The sequence below is a fragment of the Kribbella flavida DSM 17836 genome, assembly GCF_000024345.1.
Taxonomy (GTDB): domain Bacteria; phylum Actinomycetota; class Actinomycetes; order Propionibacteriales; family Kribbellaceae; genus Kribbella; species Kribbella flavida.
Window position 1 is genome coordinate 4505820 of the sequence record NC_013729.1, and the last position, 16392, is coordinate 4522211.

Genomic DNA, 16392 nt, shown 5'->3' on the forward strand with positions numbered 1-16392 from the left:
GACGTTGCAGAGACGTTCGGACGGCGTGCCGTGAGCTTCGATCACCTCCGGCTGATCATGGACGGGTGAGGCGAAAGGCGCCGAGAGTCACCGTCCTCAGCCGCCGGCAGACCGTCGACACTTCGAACGCACCGGCAGAATTCCTGGATCGGCAGGTATCACCGTGGCCGGGTGACTGCTCTCAGGAGAGTCGGCACTGGGCCGGCCAAGTCATAGCGGAGGACAACATGTCGACGACGAATCTGGAGAAGGCAACCACCAACGGGACGCTGAACACCGGCTCGCGTAGTACGGGCGGGCTGACCGCGTTCCGGCGGGCGGCGGCGCCGGCCGCTGTCCGGGTGGCGCTGAACAAGCTGCTCCCGCTGGCGTTCGAGCTGTCCTGGCAGCAGTCCGCGAGCGACGCCATCGACGCCAAGGCCGCCTCGCCCGACGTGGCACCGCGGCTCGGTGGACTGGTCGGCGCCGGACTGGAGAACAGTGCCGACGGCCGAGGCGTGTTCAAGACCTACCAGCACGGCTGGGTGATGTGGCGCCACGACCTCGGCGCGCTCGCCGTGTACGGCGCGATCGGCGCCCGCTGGAACGAGATCGGCGGTACGACGAGCGGCTACGGCTGGCCAGTCACCGACGAACTGGCCACCCCGCGCGGACCCGGTCGCTACAACCACTTCGAAGGCGGCTCGATCTACTGGAGCCCGAACACCGGCGCCCGGCTGATCTACGGCGCGATCCGGGACCTGTGGGCCGCCATGGCCTGGGAGCAGGGCCCGCTCGGTCTGCCGACCACCGACGAGGAGGACGTGCCCGGCGTGGCCGGCGCCCGGCGCAACCACTTCGAGGGCGGCGTGATCACCTGGACGCCCTGGTCCGGCGCGCGGGTCACCTCGCTCAACGTGCCGGCCGAGGCGCCGCCCGGCGGGCTGACCATCCAGACCGTGGGCAGTGGCGGCAACCCGGCGCCGGCGCCGCAGGTACAGCGCCACATCATCGCCACCGCTCACATCGCCATCACCGACCACGAGACGTTCGGCAGCAACGAGCACGGCCGCGCCGACCGGCGCGACGAGCGCTGGATCGACAGCTGGGACCCGCAGGGCGTGATGACGCTGGTCGGGGTGGCCGGTGGCGAGGTGCGCGTCGAGGTGGTCGCCGACGCCGCTGTCCGGCCGGACGGCAGTGTCCGGGTCGGCGTCAACGTCAAGCTGTTCGAAGGCACCAGCGAAACCACCGACGACCTCGACGGGGTCCGGTCGACCAGCCAGGTCGTGCCGCGCGACCAGGTCGTCCAGATCCCGATCAACATCCGCAACGACGACGAGGGTGGGGACCACGCCGAGATCTCACTGGTGATCTCGAACAGCTCCACCTGAGCAGTACCGATCCCGGGCCGCGCCGGCCACCTCCCGCCGGCGCGGCCCGGTTCATGCACCGATCGCCAGGAACGCCGCCGCGGCGGCCGTCAGCGCGGGGTCACCCCGGCCGGCCCGCCGGGCTCGCAACATCGCCACCCCGAGTTCGTCGGCTTCCTCCAGGCCGGCATGCATCTCGACCATCAGCGGAACCGTCGCCTGATCGTTGACCGGTACGACGCTGCACACGATGCCGACGCTGCCCAGTGACAACATGGCGGCCGCGAAGCCGAGCAGCTCACTGGTTCCGACCGGTGACATCACACCGGACTCGCACGCCGACAGCACCAGCCGGCGCGGTGCCCGGTGCAGCCGCTGGAGATCGTGCACGGTGAGCGGCCCGTCGTCGACCTCCAGCGCGGAGAACATCGGGCTGTCCTGGCGGAACCGGCCGTGGGCGGCGACATGCGCGATGCCCGCGCCGTCCAGCGCCGCGAGGCAGGCGTCCACCACAGCGGCGCCGTCCCGCAGTACGACGGCGTCAGGATCCCGCGCTGCCAGTACTTCGACCTCAGCGGCCCCGGACTTCAGGTCGGGGCCCAGAATCAGCACCCGCCGACCGGCTCCGCGAGGCGCCGACCTGCTCCGCAGCCACGCGGCCGCGGACGGAGTGACGGTCAACGGCACGTCGGCAAGGGCCGGGACCAGCCCCCAGGGCGCGGCGTGCAGCCGGCTGGTCGGCGAGATCACGAGCGGCCCGTCAGGGCAGGCACGCAGCGCCTCGCCGAGCACCGCCGTACCGAGCTGATCGCCGACCGGTTCCAGCGCCACCGGCCGACCGCGCGCGGCCTGGCGGAGCGCGAAGCGGGCCAGGTCCACGGCCCGCTCGGCATCGTCCACGGTGCCGAGCTCGAAGCGGCGTACGATGCCGGCGGCAATTACCAGGGCCTGCAGCCGGCCGCCGGCCTCGACCAGCTCGATGAACGAACCGTCGCCGACCGCGGCCACCAGCCGATCCACGGCGAAGCGGTCCGGCGCGACCCGGCTGCCCGCCAGCCGGTGACCGGTACGCCGCACCTGCTGCTCGAGCTCGAGGCGGGCCCGCTCGAGGTCGCGGGTGGGCTCCCCCGCAGCGTGTGCCGCGGAGAGCCGACGATCGCTGGCGCGCAACGCGGCCAGTACATCGGCAGTCTCCCGCTCCCGAGCCGGCGCGACGGTCGGCTGTGGTTGGGTGTTGGCGCGCCATCGCTCGGCCCACCGCAACAGCGTCCGTGGGCTGGAGTGGACGGCGTGCCGCAGTCCGAGCGCCGCCAGCTCTTCGCCGTGGATCGTTGCCAGCGCGCGCAGTTCGGAACTGCCCAGCGTGGTGCGGTACTCGTCAAGGGCGTCGAGCCCGCGCCGGCAGGCGGCGAGCACGCCCCGCGACTCGCCCCGAGCGTCCCGGTCGATCGCCCGGGCGAGCCAGCCCGAGGTGCTGACCAGTCCCGCTGGGTGATGCCGGTACGACGCGGCTGCGCCGAGCAGGGCGGAGGCGTTTCCCAGTCCGAGCTCGGTCGCGACCCGACCGGCCAGCAACCAAGCCAGTGACGCCTCCCGGGCGTGCTCGGCCTCCAGCCGGCGGGCGACTTCGGTGGCGGCGGCAACCAGTCCGCGGGTGATCCGTCCGGTCTGCTGCTGGGCCCGCAGCTCCACCAGTTCGGCCCGCAGTGCCCAGGCGTCGCGCCGCTGCCGCCGGAACAGTCCGCGGGCTTCGCGCGCCCGTACGAGCGCAGTGTCCGCGTGCCCACCGGCCAGCTCGACCGTTGCCAGCGTGAGCAGCAGTTCCGCCCGGCTGGTCTGCTGCAGCGGTGCCTGGTCGAGCGTGATGTCGGCCAGCTCGATCGCGTCCGACACCAGTCCAGCGGTCAGCAACGCCGCGCACCGGTCATCGGCCAGTTCGGCCGGGGAGACGCCACACTCGGCGTACCGCTGCGCTGCCTGGTCGTAGAGCGCGAGGGCCGTCGGCAGGTCGCCACGGCAGTAGGCGATGACGCCGCGATTGTGCAGCGTCTGCACCGACTCCAGCCGCTGGTGCTCGCGGACGAAGATCGCTTCGGCCCGCGTCACCAGGTCTTCCGCGGTCGCGAGTCGGCCGCGGGCGAGCTCGGCGATACCGAGCAGGTTGAGGGTGCGCGCTTCCCAGACCGGATCGCCGGCCCGGCGTACTCCGGTCAGGGCGCGGTTCAGGTCGCGGGCGGCCTCGCGGTGCCGGGCCAAGATCACCGTCAGCACGTATCCGCGCCGCATCAGCACCTTCGCCCGGATCGCCGGGTCGCGGGCGCCGGCGATCGCCCGGCCGAGCTGGTCGAGACCGTCCGTGGTCCGCCCGGCCATCGTCAGCGCCGCGCCCAGGGTCGCGCGGACATCCGCCTCCCGGTCGGGATCAGTTGCCCGCGCCGCGTACCGCAGTGCCCTTCGGAGCTCCGGTACCGCGAGATCGGTGCGGCCGCGATCGCGCAGTACGAGGCCGCGCGCCTGACGGGCGACCGACAGGGCCCAGGGGTCGGTGCAGCCGGCCATCACCCGGCCGGCCTCGGCCAGCGCGCGGTCCGGGCTGGAGACCGCGAGGCCGAGCAGCGAGGTGACGTCGTCGACGCGGTGCTCGGCCATCCGCACGCTCCTTCCCTGGACGAAGCCACACCGCTACCTTGCTACACAGGGGATATCGCATTCTGGCGAATGAGGTGGTGCGATGACAGCGACACCCGACGATTCTGCCAGTGCCGATGCCCGGCAACGGGTACGAGATCAGGTCGCGCTGATCCGGGCAGGAACCGAGGTCGCGGCGGACACCGAGGACGATGCCGACTTCAACTATCTCCACGACCCCGACCACCTGCTGGTCCGGGAGGACCTGCTGCCCGAGCTGCGGGCTGCACTGCAACGCAGGCAGGACGTCTTCGACGGAGAGGGTGACACCGTCGGCTCCCCGATCGCCGGGCTGAGCCGCTATCTGCTGCCGAACCGGCGCGACGCCCAGGGCCGCAGTGTCGTCGACGCGCTGGCCGTGCTGGACGAGGAACTCGGGGAGGGACGGGTCACCCCCGACCACTTCCTCCACGTCACTGTGGCCGGCACCTGCTGTCCGGCCACCGAGCCGGCCGAGACCGGCCTCACCGAGCCGTGGCCACCGCGCAGTACCGACGCCACCGCCGGGTCCGGCATCCGGGTCACCGTGGTCGACACCGGCCTGCATCATCCCGCGACCACGAAACCCGCGACGCCCTGGCTGGCCCAGGTGAGCGGCGAGGCGGAAGAAACCGGGCAGGCACGTCCGGAACTGCTCGAGTACGAAGGGCACGGCACCTTCGTCGCCGGCGTCGTCCGGTGCCGGGCGCCGGCTGCCGCGGTTCACGTCGAGCGTTTCAGCGTGATGGCCGGGGGCGCGATCCGGGAGTCCGACCTGATCGTCCAGCTCGCCCAGACGCTGGCGGAGCCGCCACACCTGATCAACCTGTCGGCCGGCTGCCGGTCGCGCAACAATCTGCCGCTGTTGTCGTTCGAGGTGCTGTGGGACTCGCTGCTCGGGCAGTTGCCGAACACCGTGCTGGTCGCCGCCGCCGGCAACGACGGTTCCTCGATCCCGTTCTGGCCCGCCGCCTTCGGCTGGGCGGTCGGCGTCGGCTCGCTCGACCGCAACGGCGACGTCTCGAGCTTCTCCAACCACGGCGTGTCCGCCGACGTCTTCGCGCTCGGCCGCAACCACGTCAACGCGTTCCCCGACGGGTCGTACACCTGCCGGGAAGCCCCCGACACCGGCGACCCCCGGGTGTTCGGTACCGGGCTGGCCAGATGGAGCGGCACGTCGTTCGCGGCGCCGTTGGTCACCGGCCTGATCGCCGCCCGGATGTACGCCGACGCCCCCGACACCCGGGCCGCCCGCGACGCCGTACTGCAGTCCGCGAAGACCTACCAGGACCCGCGGCTCGGGCCGGTCCAGGTGCTGCCCAACCCCTGACCTTCGCTCAACTCAGAGCACCACCCACTCGGTACGCCGGTTCGCGCCGTCCAACTCGACCACGAACCGCACCGGACCACGTCCACGCCAGTCGATCGTGAACAGGCCGGAGGTGTCGGCGACCGCGGCCACCGGCTGCTGCTCCCCCGGCCCCTCAATCGTGACCCGGCACTCCCGCGGTGGCAGCACCTGCCCCACGATCCGCCGGTCGTCGGCCTCCAGCTCCAGCGACACCCCGCCGCCGCTGAACGACAGCACCCGCCGATCCCCCTCGCCGCGGACAGCCGCACCGGCGAGCTCGCCCTCCTGCACCAGCATCAGCAGGTCCCGGTCGACGCTGCGCCAGGCGAACGCCGCCTGCGCGGCGTCCCGCCAGCGCTGCGGTACGTCGCCGGCGCCGCGCAGGCTGTCGCCCAGCTCTTCCATCAGCGTGTCGTCGTCATCCGAGCGCGACATCGCGACCGCCTCCTGTCCTGGTCCCGGCCGGCTCGGCGGCGTGGTTGCGCACCCAAGTGGTCTCGCGGAGCTGCGCCAGGGCCCGAGCCCTGGTCGGCCCGATACTTCCGACCGGCATGTCGAGCCGACGGCTGATCTCCTCGTACGGGATCGGCGGATCGGCCAGCAGCAGCATCAGCAGCCCGCGCCGGCTCTCGGACAGCTCGCGCAGCCCAGCCCGCAGCGCGGCTCGCCGTTCCTCCTCGACCAGCGCCGCGTCGAGCTCGGGATCGTCGGCCGTCTCCAGACCAGGACCCAGCGGATCGGTCGGGAGGGCCCGGCCGCGCAGCCGGATCACCCGCAACGCCTCGTGTCTCGCGGTGGTCGCGAGCCAGCCGGGCAGCGCGCGAGGCTCCCGCAGTTCGTTCAGGTGCTCGACGAGTTGCAGCCAAACGGTCTGGTTGACGTCGTCGGCGTCGGCCGCCGACAGGCGAAACCTGCCGATCACCCGGCGAACCAGCGGAAGGTAGAGCTCGACCAGGGCGTTCCAGCAGCTCTGGTCCCCGCCCCGCGCCCCCGCCACGAGCTCGTCAACCGGTACAGACGATCCCATCGCACCTCCTCGACGCCCCAGAGGGGCCCCCTCCAGGACAGCCACCTCGTCAGAGCGGAGCCCGAAACCACGCCTCAGATACAACGCACCCTCAGTCGACACCACGGCCGGACCCACCACAAGGGGTTCCGGACTGTTGCGCGCTGCAAGCGGGTGCTGGACGATCCGTCTGTGGCGGTGGCCCGCCGCGGCATGTTCCCGGACGGCCCTTCACCGCTCGGGGGCCTTGCATGAAGCCGCAATGGTGGCGCATCCGCCGAGGTGCGATCAGGCCCGGGTAGAGAGCGTGTACGCCGAAGCCGGCATCAGGCCGCTGATCGTCCCTCGCCACCCGCGCCCTCGAACTCAGCCCGGAGAGATCGCCCGAACCACTGGTGGTCGCCGCGGCGTTCATGGCCCCCGCCGGGCTGGCTTTGATCACCAGCAGCTTCCCAGAGGGCCCACAACGGAACAAGGCGCTGGGAGTGTACGCCGGCACCGCCGCCGGTGGTTTCTCCCTCGGTCATCGCCGCGTCCGCGCGCTGGAACGTTCGGGCGTGATCGGCGTCTACCGTGCCCACCTCGACGCCCACGCCCTCGGCCTGACCTTCGAGGCCCTCGTCTTCGTCACGATGCGCGCTGCCGACCGCGACACGATCGAGGCATTCGGGCAAACGGTCGCCACCGTTCCCAACGTGCTGGAGGCTCAACGCCTCTTCGGCGACCCCGACTACCTGTTGCGCGTGATCACCCGCGACCTGCCCGACTTCCAAAAGCTGTACGACGAACGCCTCGCCACCCTCCCCGGAGTCCAGCGCCTCAGCTCCACCCTCGTCATGAAGAGCGTGGTCGAGAACCGCCCCCTGCCGCTGTGACAGTGCGAAGGTCGAGAAGCTCGCCTAGAGCAACATGAGGCGCTGGGACTCGTGCCGCTGGCGTCCGCAGGCTCGGTCGGCGGTGCGTTGCTCGCGCACTCGGTCATTTCCTCACGGCAGCGATCGGCAGAGACACGTCGAACGATCAACCCCGACTGTCCAGGCGGGTGCAGACACCTCCGGGACCGACAAGCTACGGAGGCGGTGGCGGCGGCGACCACAGCGGTAGCCGCATCACCGTCCCCGCAGTTCGCTATGCGCTTAGATCTGGGTGGAAAGGCTCTATCGCCGGGACCGGCCCGGGGCTAGGGTGCGGCTCATCTTCGGGGACATCCGCCATTCCGTCCGCCAAGGGAGTCGCTCCGTGAAGCGAGCCGTCCGCGTCCTTCTCGCCCTCGTTCTTCTCGTCACCGGCGTCGGCCTGTGTGCCGTCCAGGCCCAAGCGGCCACCAACCTGGTGCGCAACGCCGGGTTCGAGCTCGACACCCAGTTCTGGGCAGCCCGCAACGCCGCCGTCGTCAGCGACGACGTCTACTCCGGCACGAAGACGGGCAAGCTGCTGCCCGGCGCGGAGGGCGCGTTCGAGCAGCGCATCGACGGATTGTCGCCGAACACCCGGTACACGGTCAGTGGTGTCGCCAAGACCGACACACACGAGTGGTATCTCGGGGTGAAACACCACGGCGCGGCGGAGGCGAACAAGAAGGTCACTGCCACCCGGTACACCCGCGAGACGCTGGCGTTCACCACCGGACCGGACAGTCGATCGGCCACCATCTACATCTGGAAGCCGGCCACCGCGAACACCGTCCACGCCGACGACGTGCAGGTGTTCCCCACCGCCGCGTTGCCGGGTGACGTACTGATCAACGGCGGCTTCGAGTGGGGAGCCCAGCAGTGGGCCGTGGTGAACGGCTCGGTGGTCGCCGACAACGTCCGGACGGGTGTCGGCGCCGCCAAGCTGACCGGTAGCGCCGGAGGATTCGAGCAGACCGTCCCGGTGTCCGCGAACACCTCCTACACCTTCTCGGGTTTCGCGAAGGTCGACGGCCAGGAGGTGCGGATCGGCGTCAAGGGATACGGCGGGGCCGAGACCAACGTCCCGGTGCGGACCACGACCTACAGCCAGGGCACGGTGACCTTCACCACCGGTCCGACGGCCACCTCGGCGGTGGTGTACCTGTTCAAGCCGACCAGCGGCAACACCGCGTACGGTGACGACTTCAGCCTGGTGCCGACCCCGGCGGGAACCCCGCAGTTGTGGACCGAGAACTCGCTGACCAGTGTGTTCAAGGACAGCCAGCGCACCGACACCTCCGGGACCGAGGTACGTCTTGTCGCCGCTCGCAACGAGTACGAGTTCGGCCAGGTCGTACTCCGGTCGACCGGGGCGTTCGACATCACCGGGGTGAGTCTGCCGGAGCTGACCAGCGGGGTGAACAAGATCGGCCCCGAGAACCTGCGCTACAAGTTCGTCGACTACATCCATCTGAAGAAGAACTCCGCGCTCAGCCCCGAAGAGTTCAACGAGATTCCGGTCCGGGCCGCTCCCGCCGACTTTCCCGAGTACCTTCGCAACGACAAGACCCGGAGCGTCCCCGGCAATACCTCACAGTCCATCGCCGTCACGGCGTACATCCCGAAGGAGACCGTGGCGGGGGTCTACTCCGCGACGATCACCGTGACCACCACAGCCGGCGTCCGGACGGTCCCGCTGCGCGTTGAGGTGGCGAACGTGACCATCCCCGACTCCGCCCAGGGTGCGCTGAGTTATGCGAACTACACCACCTTGTTCGGCTTCGAGGGCACCGTCGACCAGACGCCGATGTTCTACCCCGGGGTGCAGACCAAGTACAGCGCCGAGTGGTGGGCCCTGATGCGCAAGTTCGCGGCCGACATGCGCGAGCACCGGATGAACACCCATTACATCCCGACGGTCGACCTGCTCACCGACGGCGGCACCACGGTGAACGCCGACGGCACGATCAACTTCAACTGGTCGAAGTTCGACGCGGTGATCCAAATGCTCATCGATGAGAGGGCGGTGAAGCGCCTGCTCGGGGACAACTTCCTGCTGAAGCCGACCTACGACACCTTCGGCATCTGGGGGCTGCGGCGGGTGAACGGCGCCACGGTCGAGCAGATCCTTCCTTACGACAGTGCCGAGGCGCAGAACTTCGCCCGGCAGTATCTCTCCGCCCTCAAGACCCATCTGGTGGCCAAGGGCTGGTTCACGCAGTGGTACCAGTCGGTCGGCGACGAGCCGGGATCGCCGGCGCATGCCGAGACCTGGCGCCGCGCTGTCGACGAGTTGATCAAGGTGCATGCGCCGGGCATGAAAACCTCGACGCCGTATATCGGCCCGCCCTCCACCTGGGGTGCCACCTTCGAGGGACGGCTGAACGTCCATGTCCCGCTCCTGTCGACCCACGAGAGCGCGAAGGACTACTTCCGGGGCCGGCAGGCGCTGGGAGACGAAGTCTGGACCTACGTCTGCAACCGCCCGCTCGGCGCGTTCTACAACCGGTTGATCGATCAGCCCCTGAGCGCACCGCGCTTCATGAACTGGTCCAACTTCGCCAACGGGGTGACCGGTACCCTGCACTGGGCCTACAGCAACTGGAAAGAAGACCCGACGATCAACGCGACACCGGGAGACACAGCGATCGTCTACCCGGATCCGGTGAACAACGATGTGACCAGCACCTTGCGCCACGACGCCATGCGGGACGGCATCGAGGAGTACGAACTCCTCAAGATTCTCTCGACCCGGGACGCGGCGGCGGCCAAGCGCCTGGCAACGGCAACCGCTCCGACCGCGACCTACCCGGCGCTTGACCGCGACTACCTGCAGGGCAAGCACAACCAGCTGGTCCGGTTGGCCGCCGGGAGCTCGGCGACGGACCCGGTCGTCGCAGAAGGTGACCTGATCCAGGCGGAGAACTTCAGTGAACACACCGGGGTCTGCCGCCACACCACTGCCGACATCGATGGTGGCATGAACGTCTGCGGCACCCACAACGGCAAGCACCTCAGCTACGACCAGGTGGACTTCGGTGCCGGAGGCACCGCAAGGTTCGACGTCCGGATGGCGTCTGGGGTGAGCGGTGCGGTGGTCACTGTCCGGGCCGGCAGCCGGATCCTCACCCAGGTCACCGTGCCCAACACCGGCAGTTGGCAGACCTACCAGACGGTGCGAGTGCCGGTGGTCCTGCCGGCGGGCATCCACAAGGTGCAACTCGACTTCACCGGATCCAGCACCCTCTCGCTGGTCCACCTGAACTGGCTCAAGTTCACCCCGCTCGCCGGCAACCTCGCTCGCGACGCGGCGGCCAGCAGCTCGAGTCAGCACAGCGCGGCGTACGCCGCGGACCGGGTACGCGACGACATCAGTCAGGAGCACGCGGCGGGTGAGTGGGCGTCTCTGGGCGAGCAGAACCCGTGGGTCGAGCTCCGCTGGAACGCGGCCAGGACCGTGAGCCAGGTCGTGTTGTTCGACCGGCCCAACATGACCGACGCCGCTGTCGGCGGAGTGTTGTCGTTCAGCAACGGCACCACTGTGCCGGTTAGCGAGATCCGCAACGACGGAAAAGCCAAGGTGGTGTCGTTCGCGGCCCGGTCGGTCACCTCGGTGCGGTTCCAGGTCGCCGGCGGCAGAGGCCTGAACGTCGGTCTCTCGGAGCTGCAGGTATTCGGCCCCGAAGCCGTCGGACCATGGTCGGCACCGGAGAACCTGTATGCCGGATCGGACAGCCAGACCACTGGGTACGCCTACGCGCCCAGCATGATCGCCGGATCCACCGAGTACATCTACAGCTGCCACAGCCGCTCGACCGGAACCGTGCGGGACGACATCTTCCTCACCAAGCGCTCGGGCGGCGTCGTCCAATCGAGTGCTTCGGTACTGCAGGGCACGAGCGGGTGGGATTCGTTCCACAACTGTGATCCCAGCGTGGTTCGAGTCAGCGTCCCCTTCGCCGGGCATACCTACTCGTACGCGATGTTCTATCTCGGCAACGACGTCGACGCCTCCAGGCACAACCAAATCGGGGTGGCAGTCGCCGACACGCTCGACGGCCCGTGGCGGAAGCTGCCCGATCCGGTGGTCAGCTACCCGTGGCCGGACCAGAGTGAGTGGGGCGTCGGGCAGCCGGCCGCCACCGCGATCGACCCGGCCGGGGGCTCGGTCGTACTGACCTGGACAGAGGGCAGTACCGCAGGAAACGTCGGCCGGTTCGCCCGGCTCGACTTCGCCTCCGGCAAGCCGGTGCTGAGCCAGCAACACGCGATCCCGACGGCGGGACTGGCCGATCGGGCTGGAAGGCCGGACACGCTGAACAACTTCGACCTCGTTTATTCCCCGGCGCGGGACCGGTTCTTCGTGGTCCGGGAAGGACACCCCTACCCCAGTACCGATCCGAACTACATCTCCGATCACGTTCAGGTGCTGAGCATCGCGGGAGACGATCTGTGGAAGGGCACAGGCAGCTGGCGCCGGGAGGGCGTCATCGACGGCTCGGTGTCGGGGCGGGCGCGCACGCACAACCCCGGGTTCGAGCGGACGATCTACGGCACGCTTCCGAACGAGTCCCGGATCAGTGTCGTCTACACGACGTCTGACCTCGGGGCGAACTCGCTGTGGAGTTACCGGCTCTGGCGAACCAGCGCGACGGTCTGACCTGGTGGCGAGTCGCGGCTCTCACGCACGGGATTGGCTGTCCGGCAGGCGGAGGACGAGGATCAGGGCGCGAAGTGCGAGAACGGCGCAGATCACCAGCAAGTTGTAGGCGAACAGTTGGTAGAGGCGATTGGAGTCGCTCACCTTCGGGCCACCTGGCGTACCGAGCAGCAGGACCGCCAGGAGACCCGCGGTGGCGTCGAGGATCGCGAGGAGTGTCTGGTGCAGCAGTCCGGTGGTGTGCCGGCAAACGCAGTTTGGCGCCCAGCACAGGCATGTTGCTCAGACTATGGCTGAGCGGCAGGCCGTCCGGCCTCGCGATCCGGGACGTCGGACTCTGGGGGGCGCGGATCGCCGACTGGTCCGCTGAGACCACAGACCAATCGGAGGCATGTGAGGTCGCGATCGGCGCGGGTGTCGCGGCGGTCGTGTTCGCTCTGCTCGGCTACCGCACCCTGACCAGGGCGACCAGGCCCGGCCGCGGCGTATCCTCGACCGCGGGAACCGGACCTGGAGTGGTGAGCTAAACGAGCCCGTTGACCGACGGGCGCAAGCTGAAGGGCGAACGCCGCAGGCAGGAACTGATCGAGGCGACGTTGCGGGTGGTCGCCCGGGACGGCGTGTCCGGGGTCAGCCACCGCACCGTCGCCCGCGAGGCCGGCCGGCCCGCGACCGCGGCTGCGTACTACTTCAGCGGAATCGACGGCCTGCTGCTCCAGGCGCTGTTGACCAACCGCCCCCCGAGCGCGGCGAGATTCGAGGCCATTCTGCGCCTGCTGTTGCCATAGGCCCGGACTTTCGGGCAGATGGTGATATCCGGGAGGTCGTCCAGCCGGCCCGCACGAACGATGTCGGGAGCACCGTCCGCGCCGGCGAGAAGTGCATTCAAGCCGACTAGCCTTCGCTGAGCTGGCCGTGACCGAATGTCGGTGCCGACATTGTGCTGGTAGAAGTGCGTCGGGGAATCTGACGCTAGGCAACAGTTTGGGGGCTTGCGGAGACCGGCGTGTGCCATCCGCCTGTTCTTGTCTTCGCGTTGGGGACCGCTTGTCTGATGGTCACTGCCCTCGAAGCGGCCAGCTTCCGGATCAGATTCTCCGGGCCAGCGAGCTCTCGCAACCTCTGTGTCCTGTCCAACCAGCGAGGATCACGTCGTTGCGGTGCCACCAGCCAACTCGGCGAACGCACTCAACCTTGTTCGGCGGTCCAGGGTAGCTGTGGGCCACCCGGCCAGCAATGCTGTGACAGTGGCCGACCAGCGCCACCCCACCTGGCGACGGCAGAGTCTTCGCCGCGACTTCCAGGTCTCGGTGTCACCAATCCACGGTTGCTTCGGCCGGTAGCGGACGGGATGACTTCGGTCTCGGTCGAAGTGTGTGCGCCGGGTCGGCCTTCCCGGCTTGGATGGCTTCACAGGTTCCGGACCCACGGCTCGGATCGACCCTGGGTGTGAGCCGTGGGGATCAAAGTTCGGTTGGCCAGAAGGAGATCTGCACGGATGAGGCGTAACGCAGTACTTGCCCTGGGTGTGGTTGCTTTCGCAAGTTCGTTGCTGGGTGTCCCCTTGGGCGCCGGTGCGGTCGGTGTTCAAGGCAGCCCCTGCCCCGACGGCGCCCGGATCGACAGCGGTAGCTCCGGTGAGCGCAGCTACCTGCTCTGCAGCACCAACCCCGACCGAGGCAGGATGGACAAGGAACTCTGGATGTCCACCGACCAGGGAGCGAACTACGAGCTACAGGGTCCGGCGCCGCAGAAGGGAATCACCAGCGGCTTCGCAGTGCCTTCGGAACAGACCGTCGCGGTCTCCGCTTCGGCGGCCGACCAGTGCGTCGTCTACCTGACCTTCGACGGCGGGGCCAACTGGGAGGAGACCCTCACGGTCACGGACGGCGCTCCCGCCAGCAACCTCACCTTCACCGACGCGAACCACGGCTCCGTGACGTGCGGGTGGGACGAGAACGCGATGACCTACTACACCGAGGACGCGGGGCGTACCTGGATGAAGATGTAGCGACCGGCGCGGAAGCGCAGCAGCGCGAACCGCTTGGACACGTGCGGCTGGAAGAACCCGCACTCGCGGGCGATCTCACGCTGGGAGAGGTCTTCGTCGACGAGCAGGGCGAACCCGGCCGCCTCCTCCAGCGGGTTCAGGCCGACCCGCTGCAGGTTCTCGGTGACGAACGTGACCGCTACATCGACGGTGAGCGCGGGTGGCTGAAGGTGAATTCTCCAGGGGTGGGTAATGCACGGCCACGTCGACGGCGGTGCCTTGTGCTGGTCGGGTGGCTGGTGTCGGCTGGATTGCTGTGCGCGACAGGCGGACGTGCGATGGTGGCGTGATGGTGGGGCTGGCCGGGCCGGTGGAGTTCGAGTTGGCTCAAGCGGTGGAGACGTTGCCTGGGGAGAAGGCGTTGCCCGGCGGGTCGAGGTATGAGCCGAACGAGGGACAGCTTCCTCACTGAACTTTGTCGAGGTTTACGGCCGATCGTTTGCAGGCAGTTTCGGCCTGTTCGGATACTCAAGTTGCTGGGCCGTCATTGATCGGGAGATCCAGGGCACGGCCGGTCTCCAGGGCAGCAGCGACGCTCTTGGTCAGCTGTTGCTTCAGCTCGACAGCTTCTTCACTCAACCTCTCGACCAGCCTCGACTGATCGATCGTCGCGGTGCAGGCCAGCACCGCGACGTAGCCGTCATCGCGCAACGCTTCCTGCAAGGCTGCCTCTGCTCGCACCACGTCGTTTCGGATGTCGTCCAGCAGTCCATCCTTGCTGACTTCGGCGTCCCTGACCGCACGAACGGCCGCCTGAGCGCGGAGCATCAGTCTCTGAGCGTCCGCGTCCCAGTCCTTCGCGTGCAAGTACTTGCCGTGGTACCCGTACGCGGCGGTGCTCTCCACGGAGCCTGTGCTCTCGACCATCATCACCAAGGCAAAGATCCACAGCCCGATCACGCCGAGGCCGCCCGACACCCAGCTGGCCGCTCCATCCGGCAAGAGACCGACGGCAAGCGCAGTCACCAGGCCCCAGGCGGCCACCTCAATGTGTCCACCCCATTCCCGTCGCTCGGCAGCGCACCGGTAAGCCACCCGGCGCCCAGGGCAACTGACGTTACCCGTACTTGTTCGGTTCCCGGGGCCAGGGCCGAAGTGGAGCCCTGGAAAGTTCAGTCAACTAGCCGCGCCGGCGCTGTTCGCCGCGACGCCGAGGTCGGTTGTGGCTCGACTTCGATGCTTGCAGGAACGGATGGTCCGGCGCCCGATCGGCTGATGTCGGTGTCCGAAGTCGTCTGCACAGATTCAGCGCTCCGGAGTGGCCGGTTTGCAGGCGAGTGCGAGTCATCGCGGTGTACCGAAGTCGTCTGTACCAGCGTCAGGAGCTCGGTGCTTTCTGCGAGCTTGGAGACGCGGCTGTGGGCCAGGACGAGGCTTCTGAACGTGGTTGTGCTGACGGCGTCGGATGAGCTGCGGAAGGCGGCTGTGCGGCAGTCCACGGTGGTCGGCCGCCTGGGGGCGCCGTCCGAGGCGAGCGTGACTTCGCCGTACTGGCGGATCGAAGTCCCGCGGCGAGCGCGGATAGTGCCGGCGTCCATGCGTGCTGTGGCTGCGCGCCGTACCCGAGTACCAGTGCGGGTGGCAGGTCGATACCGAAGCGGGCAGCCCGCGGGCAGGTTGACGACCGTTTGCGGACCGGCCGCGGTCCCGTTGGCCCGGTAGTTGCCCAGTGCCCGGATCAGGTCGTAGGCCCCCGATGCGATCAGCGTGGCTAGAGTCATCTGGCTGAGCGAGTCGCTGTGCCGGTCGCTCAGGGCCTCTTCGTCGACGGCGTCGATCAGCGGCAGCGGTACGACGAGCCAGCCGAGGCGCAGGCCCGGTGCGAGCGTCTTGCTCGCCGAGCCGGCGTACGCGACCACGTCGGGCGCCAGCCCCCTGCAGCGCGCCGATCGGCCGCCGGTCGTACCGGAACTCACCGTAGTAGTCATCCTCGAGAATGAGTCCACCGGTCCTGCGCGCCCAAGCCAGCACTTCGGTACGGCGTTTCGGCGCGAGCGGGACGCCCATCGGAAACTGATTGGCCGGGTAGAGCAGCACTCCGCCGGCGTCACCGAGCGTCTCGACCACGGCGCCGTGCTGGTCCACCGCGATCGGCCGGGGCTCCGGACCGGCCCGCTTCACCTGCTCTGGAACCGTTTGCCTGACCAGGCCGTTCGTACGCGAACGACCGCACACCGAGGCGCGCGAGCGTCTGTGTGAACCAGCCGATGGCCTGCCGGATGCCGGTGCAGAGCACGATCTGGTCCGGTGCCGCCTGGACCCCGCGGACGCGTCGGAGGTAGCCGGCGATGATCTCCCGCGCGTACGCCGGGCCACGCGGGTCGTCGTACTGCAGGGCCTCGTGCGGCCGAGTGTTGAGGACGTGCCGGGCGGCCGCATGCCAGGCGGCGACCGGAAAGTGGAGATGTCCGGG

The 16392-nt window shown here is 69.0% G+C and carries 14 protein-coding genes; 7 read left to right on the forward strand and 7 right to left on the reverse strand.

Annotation, left to right across the window (positions count from 1 at the left end; all coding sequences use genetic code 11):
- Positions 1–227: 227 nt before the first annotated feature.
- Positions 228–1373, forward strand: a complete 1146-nt coding sequence (locus KFLA_RS35780) for an LGFP repeat-containing protein (protein ID WP_012921783.1) — start codon at positions 228–230, stop codon at positions 1371–1373.
- A gap of 51 nt (positions 1374–1424) precedes the next feature.
- Here the strand turns inward: KFLA_RS35780 and KFLA_RS20795 are convergent, their stop codons facing one another.
- Positions 1425–4001, reverse strand: a complete 2577-nt coding sequence (locus KFLA_RS20795) for a CHAT domain-containing protein (RefSeq protein WP_012921784.1) — start codon at positions 3999–4001, stop codon at positions 1425–1427.
- Between the two features lie 82 nt (positions 4002–4083).
- On the opposite strand from KFLA_RS20795, the gene KFLA_RS20800 reads away from it, so the two are divergent.
- A complete protein-coding gene (locus KFLA_RS20800) occupies positions 4084–5349 on the forward strand; it encodes a S8 family peptidase (RefSeq protein WP_012921785.1) in 1266 nt (421 codons plus the stop codon).
- A gap of 12 nt (positions 5350–5361) precedes the next feature.
- Here the strand turns inward: KFLA_RS20800 and KFLA_RS20805 are convergent, their stop codons facing one another.
- Together KFLA_RS20805 and KFLA_RS20810 are read right to left on the reverse strand one after the other, a co-directional pair.
- Entirely contained in the window at positions 5362–5805 is a 444-nt protein-coding gene (locus KFLA_RS20805) for a hypothetical protein (protein ID WP_012921786.1), read from the reverse strand.
- Entirely contained in the window at positions 5789–6397 is a 609-nt protein-coding gene (locus KFLA_RS20810) for an RNA polymerase sigma factor (protein WP_012921787.1), read from the reverse strand. The genes KFLA_RS20805 and KFLA_RS20810 overlap by 17 nt, the downstream gene beginning before the upstream one ends.
- Positions 6398–6771: 374 nt before the next feature.
- On the opposite strand from KFLA_RS20810, the gene KFLA_RS20815 reads away from it, so the two are divergent.
- Both KFLA_RS20815 and KFLA_RS20820 read left to right on the forward strand, forming a co-directional pair.
- Positions 6772–7251 (forward strand): Lrp/AsnC family transcriptional regulator, encoded by a 480-nt coding sequence (locus KFLA_RS20815; protein WP_012921788.1) that lies wholly within the window; start codon positions 6772–6774, stop codon positions 7249–7251.
- Positions 7252–7615: 364 nt separating this feature from the next.
- Positions 7616–11929, forward strand: coding sequence for a DUF7402 domain-containing protein (locus KFLA_RS20820; protein WP_012921789.1), 4314 nt, complete (start codon positions 7616–7618; stop codon positions 11927–11929).
- A gap of 21 nt (positions 11930–11950) precedes the next feature.
- Here the strand turns inward: KFLA_RS20820 and KFLA_RS39380 are convergent, their stop codons facing one another.
- Positions 11951–12073: a hypothetical protein gene (locus KFLA_RS39380; RefSeq protein WP_012921790.1), complete on the reverse strand. Its 123-nt coding sequence runs from the start codon at positions 12071–12073 to the stop codon at positions 11951–11953.
- Positions 12074–12465: 392 nt separating this feature from the next.
- Between KFLA_RS39380 and KFLA_RS20830 the strand changes: the two genes are divergently transcribed.
- Together KFLA_RS20830 and KFLA_RS20835 are read left to right on the forward strand one after the other, a co-directional pair.
- Complete coding sequence (locus tag KFLA_RS20830; RefSeq protein ID WP_083792889.1) at positions 12466–12717, forward strand: TetR/AcrR family transcriptional regulator; 252 nt, start codon at positions 12466–12468, stop codon at positions 12715–12717.
- A 914-nt stretch (positions 12718–13631) separates the two neighbouring features.
- Positions 13632–13940 (forward strand): WD40/YVTN/BNR-like repeat-containing protein, encoded by a 309-nt coding sequence (locus tag KFLA_RS20835; protein ID WP_148256682.1) that lies wholly within the window; start codon positions 13632–13634, stop codon positions 13938–13940.
- Here KFLA_RS20835 and KFLA_RS39790 read toward each other — a convergent pair.
- Positions 13901–14047, reverse strand: coding sequence for a hypothetical protein (locus tag KFLA_RS39790; protein ID WP_474537648.1), 147 nt, complete (start codon positions 14045–14047; stop codon positions 13901–13903). The two genes, KFLA_RS20835 and KFLA_RS39790, sit on opposite strands and share 40 nt — an antisense overlap.
- Between KFLA_RS39790 and KFLA_RS37520 the strand changes: the two genes are divergently transcribed.
- Entirely contained in the window at positions 13982–14269 is a 288-nt protein-coding gene (locus tag KFLA_RS37520) for a hypothetical protein (RefSeq protein WP_148256683.1), read from the forward strand. The two genes, KFLA_RS39790 and KFLA_RS37520, sit on opposite strands and share 66 nt — an antisense overlap.
- 178 nt (positions 14270–14447) lie before the next feature.
- On the opposite strand, the gene KFLA_RS20840 is transcribed toward KFLA_RS37520, so the two are convergent.
- Both KFLA_RS20840 and KFLA_RS38965 read right to left on the reverse strand, forming a co-directional pair.
- Complete coding sequence (locus KFLA_RS20840) at positions 14448–14963, reverse strand: hypothetical protein (protein ID WP_012921794.1); 516 nt, start codon at positions 14961–14963, stop codon at positions 14448–14450.
- 128 nt (positions 14964–15091) lie between these two features.
- Positions 15092–15895, reverse strand: a complete 804-nt coding sequence (locus tag KFLA_RS38965; protein WP_049797393.1) for a hypothetical protein — start codon at positions 15893–15895, stop codon at positions 15092–15094.
- Positions 15896–16392: the final 497 nt, after the last annotated feature.